We start from the raw sequence: 1489 nt of genomic DNA, 5'->3' as shown, positions 1-1489 counted from the left end.
TTGCAAGATCACCCGTCATCACCCCCGGAGTGCAACAGTCTCTTCGCGGTCGGGCGCTTTGCGATGGCCGTTGGGCCTGTCGCCTGCCGCAATATGGGCATTCACGTGCAAAGGGTGGAGCTTCAACAAGCGTCACGAGGTTGTCGCCACCTCACCTTTAGGCCCGAAGTCTCCTGTCCCTCCGCCTCCCGGGAGGACGGTTTCGCCGCTCTTGTGCGGACGAACCTGGTGTGAACCTGGAATTGTCTATGCGGTCGCGCGCGCCTGCATCAAGTCGCGGTGCGGCCCGACGTCGGCGGCCTTGGCCATGAAATGCGTGCCGTCGCGCCACAGGCTGAACATCACGATCGCCAGTTTGCGGGCGAGTGCGACCTTGGCCTTGTTGAAGCCGACCCGCTTGCTGAGCTTCATCCCCCAGTCCTTCAACGTGCTGAACGACTTGGTGTTCGCCAGCATGACGGTAGCAGCGCCAACCAGATGCGTGCGGGTCAGCTGGTTGCCCATCTTGCTGATCCCGCCATGCGTCAGGCTCTCGCCCGACTGGTAGACGCGAGGGGTCAGGCCCAGATAGGCCGCGACATCGTCGACATGCCGGAACCGTGTCGGGTCCTCGATCGCGCTGTAGAAGGACAGCGCCGTGATCGTGCCGATGCCGGGGATCTCCATGAACCGCTTGCACACCGGATTGGACGCGGCGAGCAGGTCCAGTTCGCGTTCGATCCGCCCCGCCTCGATGTAGAAGCGCTCGCACAGATCGAGGAGCGGGATGATGCGCGGCCGCAGGTCGACGCCTTCGGTGTCGGCGATGAGGCACAACTGGTCGATAGCCCGTTCGCGGAACGTCGCCGGGCTGTCGCTGCCGGGTTCGATCCGCCCGCCATAGACCCGCACCAGCCCGCGGATCATCGCCTCGGTCTCACGCCGCTGCTTGACGAGGCGGTCGCGCATGATCAGCGACGCCCGGACTTCGAAGCACAAGTTCGACTTGACGTAGACCTCGGTCAGATAGTCGCGGCCGCTGCGCGTGATCTCAGCGATGCCGCGCGCATCGTTGGTGTCGGTCTTGTTGCGCTTCACCGACAGCACCCGGTGGACCTGTAGCGCATCGAGCACCGCCACCTGGAAACCCTGCTCGCGCAATTTGCCCGCCAGGTGCGGTGACAGGCCGCCCGTCTCCATGCCGATCAGCGTCACGTGCGACTTGAAGTTGCGCCGCAGATAGCGGCCGATCTCCGTCGCATGGCTCTTCATCGACACCTGGTGGATCACCGCACCGTCGACATCCACGACGCACACCGCCGTGCTCTTGAACCCGATGTCCAGCCCGACCCAGAACCGCGCTGCCGCCGGATCCGCCTCCGCCCGCTCCATCGCCGCGACATAGGCCGGCGCCACGATCTTCTTCGACATGACCTGCTCCTTTCCCGTCACCGTTGACCGAAAAAGGATACGCCTCTCACCGTCGCCTGAGCAGCAGCTAACCCACAAG

General features: G+C 64.4%; 1 protein-coding gene. It reads right to left on the bottom strand.

The window, feature by feature from the left end:
• Positions 1–246: 246 nt before the first annotated feature.
• Positions 247–1410 (bottom strand): IS110 family transposase, encoded by a 1164-nt coding sequence (locus tag CA237_RS19390; RefSeq protein WP_066693024.1) that lies wholly within the window; start codon positions 1408–1410, stop codon positions 247–249.
• Between the last annotated feature and the right edge of the window lie 79 nt (positions 1411–1489).

The organism is Sphingomonas sp. ABOLH (assembly GCF_003951715.1).
GTDB classification, from domain to species: Bacteria; Pseudomonadota; Alphaproteobacteria; order Sphingomonadales; family Sphingomonadaceae; genus Sphingomonas; species Sphingomonas hankookensis_A.
This window is presented reverse-complemented; position numbering and strand designations above follow the sequence as displayed.

Coding starts and splice junctions, on each gene's coding strand:
- CA237_RS19390 (WP_066693024.1), bottom strand. CDS start 1,410: ATGTCGAAGAAGATCGTGGCGCCGGCCTATGTCGCGGCGATGGAGCGG.